Consider the following 7,214-nt stretch of genomic DNA (forward strand, 5'->3'; position numbering starts at 1 on the left):
TGGCGGCGGGCGGTCGCCTGGACCGTGGGGCTGGGCGTGGCCGGCTACCTGATCGCCTTCGCAACCGCCCTGGTCCTCGATCAGCCGTTCGCGCCGGTCCTCGTCGCGGTGCTGCTGGCACTGGCCACGAGCACCCGGCTGCTCGCCCATCGGGCGTGCTAACCTCCAAGGGGATCTCTACAAAGGTTCCCAAGGTTCGGCCGTCGGGGCCATTCCCGGAAGGCCATCCCCAGGAGGACTGCCGCCGGTGAACGACTCGAACAACAGCTCGAATCCCTCCGAGCCCAGGTCACCTCCGCCAACGGAGAGCACCCCCGGGCAGCCCGAACCGGCCCGCCGGGGCATCGGCTGCCTTGGCGTGACCCTCGTCATCATCGTCACCATGGTCATCACCGTGGCACTCGGCGCGCTGGCCGTCCGCTATTTCCTGTTCCCGGACCAGTTCGAGCCGGTGGAACTGAGTGCCGTGGAGCGGCAGACGCTCGACGACAAGCTCGGCGCCATCGGCGTTCAATCCGACCGCTCCCCGGAGGCGCGCCGCGATGACCGCTTCGAGGCCTCACCGGAGGAGTTCGATGACGAGGGCCGACTCAAGCCCGAGGCCTACGGGGAGAAGGACGCGCCGCGCGAGGTGCAGTTCGACGAGCGCGAGCTCAATGCCATCATCGCCCGCGACCCGGAAATGGCGCGCCGGCTGGCGATCGACCTGTCGGAGGATCTGGTCAGCGTGAAACTGCTGGTGCCGCTGCCGCCCGACTTCCCCGTCATGGGCGGGCAGACGCTGCGCCTGAACGCCGGCGCCGAGGTGCGACAGGTGCCGACGGCGGACGGATCTCGACTGGCCGTCATCGTCACCGGCGTGAGCCTGTGGGGCATCCCGCTGCCGAACACCTGGATCGGGGGGCTCAAGGGCGTCGACCTGGTGGCGGAATTCGGCGGCGAACCGGGCTTCTGGCAATCCCTGGCCGACGGCGTGGAGTCCGTCGACGTCGAGGAGGGCCAGTTGGTCTTCCGGCTGGCCGAATGACCCTCACAAACCCCCGATAGTTCACCACCGCTCACAAGGAGACCGTTGCATGAAGACCGCCCTGATCACCGGCACCAATCGCGGCATCGGCCTGGAACTGGCCCGCCAACTGCTCGAGGCTGGCTGGCAGGTCCATGCCACCGCCCGCGACCCGGACGGTTCGGCCGAACTCAAGGCGCTGGCCTTCGCGCACCCCGACACCCTGCAGCTGCATGGGCTCGACGTTGCAGATGCCGCGGCCATCCGGGCACTTGCCGATGAACTGGCCGACGAATCGATCGACTGGCTGATCAACAACGCCGGCATCTACGGGCCGCGTGGCGTGGCCTTCGGCAACGTCCACGACGTCGAGGCCTGGCTGGAGGTGTTCCACATCAACAGCATCGCGCCGATGCTCGTCATGCAGGCGTTCGCCGAGCAGGTCGCCCGCAGCGGCGAGAAGAAGATCGGCATCCTGTCGAGCAAGGTCGGCTCGATGGGCGACAACGGCTCGGGAGGCGGCTACATCTATCGCTCCAGCAAGGCGGCGGTCAACGCCGTGATCAAGAGCGCGTCGATCGACCTCGAGCCGCGCGGCATCAATGTGGCGGCCCTGCACCCGGGCTGGGTGCTCACCGACATGGGCGGGCCTCATGCCGAGATCACCACCGCCCAGAGCGCCGCGGGGCTGATCCGCAACATGGCCGGCCTGACCGAGGCGGATCGCGGGCGGTTCATCGACATCGACGGCACGACCATTCCCTGGTAAGCCCACGGCGGCCGGTGCGTTGGCGGCCTGCCTCACCGGTGGCATGCGAAAGGGCCAATGCCCGCTTGTTGTCGCAAACCGGAATCGTTATCATTCCATGGCAAGTCCGAGTGCACGCGGACCCTGCCAGCCAGCCGGGAGGTCATCATGCAGCTGCTGCACCATTGTGGGGAGAAGGCCGACCAGATCGTGGTCACCTCGCCCGAAGGGGACCGGGAAATCGCCCGGTTCCGCTACGCCGACCTCGACCGCTTCATCGCCGAGGGCAAGCTTTCCAGTGCCGAGCTATTCGACCGCCGCCCGGCGGGGCGAGCCGCATTGTGCCGACGGCTGGCTCTGCTGGCCTGCGCGCAGGAATGTCGACATGGGATGGCCTGCCTTGCAGTCGACTGCCCCTACCATCCCGCAGCGGCGCATCCTTTCATCCCGACCCTCGACAGCCTCCCGACCGGCAAATCAAAGCACCATTGACCCATCCTGGTGCGGCGAGGCAGGCAAATGCACCCGGAATGTGCAAAAGGGGCATCTGCGTTGGCATCCAGCCGTCGCGTCCTCACGACAGGCCAATGGCGACACCCGTCGCCGCGCCCCACACGAACAACTCAATAACAGCAACTTAGGCGAGCCCGGCCCAGCCGCTTGCCGAACCAGGCGACCGCACGTCGTCGCCGCAACCCGCAGACGACAAACAGGCACGGTTTCTGCTTTTCTTGCACCAAGTCGGGCATCAGCGGATCATGTCGACAGCATGCCGCGCGATCTTACGCCCGCCGCATTAGAGATTTCATCGTTCATCGGAGGATTCCATGTCCAACGCGACCAACAAAGTCATCGCCATGATGGAAGAACACGGCATCAAGTTCGTCGACTTCCGCTTTACCGACACGCTGGGCAAGCAGCAGCACGTCACCTACCCGGCCAGCCACATCGACGAGGACACCTTCGAGGACGGCGTGATGTTCGACGGTTCGTCGATCGCTGGCTGGAAGGGCATCAATGCCTCGGACATGATCCTGATGCCGGATCCGGAATCCGCCAACATCGATCCGTTCTCCGAAGAGCCGACCCTGATCGTCGTCTGCGACATCATCGAGCCGGACACCATGCAGGGCTACAACCGCGACCCGCGCTCGGTCGCCCGACGCGCCGAGGCCTACATCCAGTCCTCCGGCCTGGCCGACGCCGCCCTGTTCGGCCCGGAGAACGAATTCTTCATCCTCGACGACGTGCGCTGGGGCTCGGACATGTCCGGCTCGTTCGTCAAGATCGATTCCAAGGAAGCCGCCTGGAACGCCGAGCGCGTCTACGAGGACGGCAACATGGGTCACCGTCCGGGCGTCAAGGGCGGCTACTTCCCGGTCCCGCCGGTCGATTCCCTGCACGATATCCGCCAGGCGATGTGCCTGGTGCTCGAGGAGATGGGACAGAACGTCGAGGTGCATCACCACGAGGTGGCCACCGCCGGTCAGTGCGAGATCGGTGTCGCGTTCAACACGCTGGTCAAGAAGGCCGACGAGGTCCAGGACCTCAAGTACGTGATCCACAACGTCGCTCACGCCTACGGCAAGACCGCCACCTTCATGCCCAAGCCGATCGTCGGCGACAACGGCTCCGGCATGCACGTCCACCAGTCGATGACCAAGGACGGCAAGAACCTGTTCTCCGGTGACGGCTACGCGGGGCTGTCCGAGATGGCGCTGTACTACATCGGCGGCATCATCAAGCACGCCCGCGCGCTCAACGCCTTCTGCAACCCCTCGACCAACAGCTACAAGCGCCTGGTCCCGGGCTTCGAGGCGCCAGTGAAGCTGGCCTACTCCAGCCGCAACCGCTCGGCGTCCATCCGGATTCCGTTCGTCTCCAACCCGAAGGCCCGTCGCGTCGAGCTGCGCTTCCCGGACTCCACCGCCAACCCGTACCTGGCGTTCGCGGCGATGCTGATGGCCGGTATCGACGGCATCCAGAACAAGATCCACCCGGGCGAGGCCGCAAGCAAGAACCTCTACGATCTGCCGCCGGAAGAAGAGAAGAACATCCCCGAGGTGGCCTTCTCGCTGGACGAGGCGCTCAAGGCCCTCGACGAGGACCGCGAGTTCCTGACCCGCGGCGACGTCTTTTCCGACGATCTGATCGACGCCTACATCGAGCTCAAGGGAGAGGAAGTCCAACTGCTCCGGATGACCACGCACCCGATCGAGTTCGACATGTATTACAGCGTGTAAACGCTGTAGTCGATCCGGGAACCCCACCCGGCCCGGAAACACGAACGCCCCGCATCGCGGGGCGTCTTTGATGTGGGCGCGCCAGGAAATCTCTGCGCGATTCGAAAGTGCACTTACTTCCTGGGCACGCCCTCGGGACCCAGCTCCTCCTTCATCCGCTTCTGGAATTCCCGGATCTGTTCCCGGGCCTCTTGCTCGCTGACGCCATAGCGGGCCTGGATCTTGCCCACCAGTTCGTCCTTCTTGCCCTCGAGCACCGCGAACTCGTCACCGGTGATCTTGCCCCAGTATTCCTCGGCATGTCCGATGAACGAACGCCAGTTGCCTGCGATGTGATCCCACTTCATTACGGAACTCCTGTGCGGTTTTGCCCTCTTCATTGTAGGCAATCGCCGTCACCCTGCCCGCCTGAACCAGAAACACCCTCAGGCCAGGCTACGATGAACCCAATTAATTACCGACGCGAATAATGACATCCCAGAACAGAGAGACCCCCATGCCGCCAGAGGCGCTGTTCCGAGCCCTTGCGGACGGCACCCGCCTGCGCTGCCTGATGCTGCTGCTACGCGAGGGCGAGCTGTGCGTCTGCGAGCTGACCGAGGCGCTGGCCTTGAGCCAACCGAAAATATCCAGGCATCTTGCCCACCTGCGTGACGCCGGCATCACCGACGTCCGGCGCGAGGGCACCTGGGTGTTCTATCGCGTCGCCGGCACACTGCCCGGCTGGGCTCGGGCCGTGCTCGAAGCGACATTCGACGGCAACGCGGAGAACAGCACCTTTACCTCGGATCTCGCCCGACTCGAGCGTATGGCTGGCCGCCCACCGCGTGGTTGCTGCGCTTGAACGCTCCGGCAGCCCCACCTTGCCCTTTTTCGCGCAGTGACATGAGACCGTCCGGCGATTGTGCCACCCGGCCGCGGGCGCCGGCGCGGGTGGCAATCTGCCACGCATGGTAATAAACTGGCTTTATGGCCAATAACTCGACGGGCGGACCAATGACGAATACAACGACTGCAGCGAATCCGGCACTTCGACACCTTGGCTTGATGACACTCCTGGAAGGCGGCTCGCTCATCGCGCTGGTGGCGATTGCGATGCCCCTGAAGTACATGGCAGACATGCCCGAGGCGGTCAGTGCCGTGGGGCCGGTGCACGGGATTCTTTTCCTCTGGACGATGGCCGTGCTGGCCCTCACGCTTTACCGGCGACTGCTGCCGCTTCACCATGGGGCGGTAGTCGCGATTGCCGCGTTCATCCCCTTCGGCGGCCTGTTCTCGCATCACCTGGTCAAGCGTCGCCTAGCTGAGAGCAACTGACCACCCAGCAAAAAGGCCGGATCGGGGTCGCCCTCATCCGGCCTTTTACTTGCCTGGACGATCAGGAAGAACGCAGCTCGACCGGGATGGGAAAGACCATGTTCTCGACCACGGTGGGCTCGCGTTCCTCGAGCGTCGCGTGGCATTCGAGCTTGAGCCGTTCGATCACCTGACCGACGAGGATCTCGGGTGCCGAGGCGCCGGCGGTCACGCCAACGCGACTGCAACCGCAGAACCAGGCGGGGTCGATGTCGTCCGCCCCGTCGATCAGGTAGGCCGGGGTGCCGGCCTGCTCGGCCAGTTCGCGCAACCGGTTGGAATTGGAGCTGGTCTTCGAGCCGACCACCAGCACCACGTCACAGGCCTCTGCCAGTTCGCGCACGGCGTCCTGGCGGTTCTGCGTGGCGTAGCAGATGTCGTCCTTGCGCGGCCCCTCGATGTGGGGAAAGCGTGCCTGCAGCGCCCCGATGATCGCGCGAGTCTCGTCGACCGAGAGCGTGGTCTGGGTAGCCCAGGCCAGCCCCTTGGGGTTGTCGACCTGCAGATGATCCACGTCCGCGATCTTCTCGACCAGGTGGATCCGCCCGCCAAAGGCGGGATCGAAGTGGCCCATGGTGCCCTCGACCTCGGGGTGTCCCGCATGGCCGATCAGCACCACGTCGCGCCCGGCACGGGCATGACGGGCGACTTCCATGTGCACCTTGGTCACCAGCGGGCAGGTCGCGTCGAAGACCGTCAGGCCGCGCTCGGCGGCGGTATCCTGGATAGCCTTGGAGACACCGTGGGCGGAGAAGATCAGGGTCGCACCGTCCGGCACGTCGGCCAGCTCCTCGATGAAGACCGCACCCTTCTCGCGCAGGTTGTCGACGATGTAGCGGTTGTGGACGATCTCGTGGCGCACGTAGATGGGCCTACCGAAGGAGTCGAGCGCCCGGTCGACGATCTCCACCGCCCGGTCGACGCCGGCGCAGAAGCCACGCGGATTGGCGAGCTGGATTTTCATGGCGCCTCCCCTTTTATCGCCGGCGAATCCGCAGGCGCGGCCTGCCCGTCGACGGCCAGCACTTGAACGATCAACTGGATGTTCTGCCCGGCCAGAGGATGGTTGAAATCGACGGTCACGGCATCCTCGGTGACGGCGGTCACCGTGCCCGGCACCGAGTCGCCATTGGGCAAATCGAACTCGATCACCAGTTGCGGCTCGAGGTTCATGTCCCCGGGGAACCTCCCGCGCGGCATGGTGTGCACATTGCTCGGGTCGGGCATGCCGAAGGCGTGCTGCGGGGTGAGCAGGATGCGGGTGTACTCGCCCAGCGGCAGCCCCACCAGTGCCTCCTCGAGGCGAGGCTCGAAGGCGCCACTGCCGAGCTTCACGGTAAACGGCTCGTCATCGAAACTGCTGTCGACCACCCGGTCGTCCGGCAACCGAATCTCGTAGTGGATGGTCACCTCGGAGCCCTTGCCGATGGTGGGCAGGTCGGACTTGGCGTCACTCATCGGATGCATTCTCTCGGTCGGCGGGCCGCAACTCGGCCCAGATGATCAATGCCACGCCGATGGTAATGGCCGCGTCGGCGATGTTGAAGGCCGGCCAGTGCCAGCCGACGACGTGGAAATCGAGGAAATCGACCACGTGCCCGTAGACGACCCGGTCGATCACGTTGCCCACCGCCCCACCGATCAACAACGTGATGCCCGCCTTGATGCGCCCGTCGCGAATCGCGACAAACGCCAGCCAGGCCAGCAGCGCGGCGGTGATCACCACCGCCAGGAATACGAAGAACCAACGCTGCCAGCCGTCGTGGTCGGCGAGAAACGAAAAGGCTGCGCCGGTGTTGTAAAGCAGGGTGAGGTCGAAAAACGGCAGTATCTCCACCGGCCGGGCATAGCTCAGCCCGGC

The 7,214-nt window shown here is 65.1% G+C and carries 10 protein-coding genes and 1 pseudogene; 7 read left to right on the forward strand and 4 right to left on the reverse strand.

Going from position 1 to position 7,214, the window contains the following annotated elements; genetic code table 11:
• From ACLFRM_RS08510 to glnA, 5 genes and pseudogenes are all read left to right on the forward strand, one after another.
• A pseudogene (locus ACLFRM_RS08510) lies at positions 1-162 on the forward strand (ABC transporter); the annotation flags it as partial.
• Positions 163-247: 85 nt separating this feature from the next.
• Positions 248-1,027 carry a hypothetical protein gene (locus ACLFRM_RS08515; protein WP_410755311.1) on the forward strand — a complete coding sequence of 260 codons (780 nt, stop codon included), beginning with the start codon at positions 248-250 and terminating at the stop codon, positions 1,025-1,027.
• A gap of 49 nt (positions 1,028-1,076) precedes the next feature.
• Positions 1,077-1,775 (forward strand): SDR family oxidoreductase, encoded by a 699-nt coding sequence (locus ACLFRM_RS08520; protein WP_410755312.1) that lies wholly within the window; start codon positions 1,077-1,079, stop codon positions 1,773-1,775.
• 147 nt (positions 1,776-1,922) lie between these two features.
• Positions 1,923-2,246: a hypothetical protein gene (locus ACLFRM_RS08525; RefSeq protein ID WP_410755313.1), complete on the forward strand. Its 324-nt coding sequence runs from the start codon at positions 1,923-1,925 to the stop codon at positions 2,244-2,246.
• A 335-nt stretch (positions 2,247-2,581) separates the two neighbouring features.
• Positions 2,582-3,997: a glutamate--ammonia ligase gene (glnA, locus tag ACLFRM_RS08530; RefSeq protein WP_410755314.1), complete on the forward strand. Its 1,416-nt coding sequence runs from the start codon at positions 2,582-2,584 to the stop codon at positions 3,995-3,997.
• A gap of 113 nt (positions 3,998-4,110) precedes the next feature.
• Here the strand turns inward: glnA and ACLFRM_RS08535 are convergent, their stop codons facing one another.
• Positions 4,111-4,344 carry a CsbD family protein gene (locus ACLFRM_RS08535; RefSeq protein ID WP_410755315.1) on the reverse strand — a complete coding sequence of 78 codons (234 nt, stop codon included), beginning with the start codon at positions 4,342-4,344 and terminating at the stop codon, positions 4,111-4,113.
• Between the two features lie 149 nt (positions 4,345-4,493).
• Between ACLFRM_RS08535 and ACLFRM_RS08540 the strand changes: the two genes are divergently transcribed.
• Positions 4,494-4,841, forward strand: coding sequence for a metalloregulator ArsR/SmtB family transcription factor (locus ACLFRM_RS08540; RefSeq protein ID WP_410755316.1), 348 nt, complete (start codon positions 4,494-4,496; stop codon positions 4,839-4,841).
• 203 nt (positions 4,842-5,044) lie between these two features.
• Positions 5,045-5,314, forward strand: coding sequence for a DUF3817 domain-containing protein (locus tag ACLFRM_RS08545; RefSeq protein ID WP_410755317.1), 270 nt, complete (start codon positions 5,045-5,047; stop codon positions 5,312-5,314).
• A gap of 61 nt (positions 5,315-5,375) precedes the next feature.
• Here ACLFRM_RS08545 and ispH read toward each other — a convergent pair whose 3' ends face one another.
• The 3 genes from ispH to lspA form a co-directional block, all read right to left on the reverse strand.
• Complete coding sequence (gene ispH / locus ACLFRM_RS08550; RefSeq protein WP_410755318.1) at positions 5,376-6,317, reverse strand: 4-hydroxy-3-methylbut-2-enyl diphosphate reductase; 942 nt, start codon at positions 6,315-6,317, stop codon at positions 5,376-5,378.
• The gene (locus ACLFRM_RS08555) at positions 6,314-6,811 is read right to left on the reverse strand and encodes an FKBP-type peptidyl-prolyl cis-trans isomerase (protein ID WP_410755319.1); all 498 of its coding nucleotides are present in this window, start codon (positions 6,809-6,811) and stop codon (positions 6,314-6,316) included. The genes ispH and ACLFRM_RS08555 overlap by 4 nt, the downstream gene beginning before the upstream one ends.
• A partial coding sequence (lspA, locus tag ACLFRM_RS08560; RefSeq protein WP_410755320.1) for a signal peptidase II occupies positions 6,804-7,214 on the reverse strand: 411 nt, incomplete at its 5' end. The genes lspA and ACLFRM_RS08555, both read right to left, overlap by 8 nt.

It is taken from the genome of Guyparkeria sp., assembly GCF_046540515.1.
Taxonomy (GTDB): Bacteria; Pseudomonadota; Gammaproteobacteria; order Halothiobacillales; family Halothiobacillaceae; genus Guyparkeria.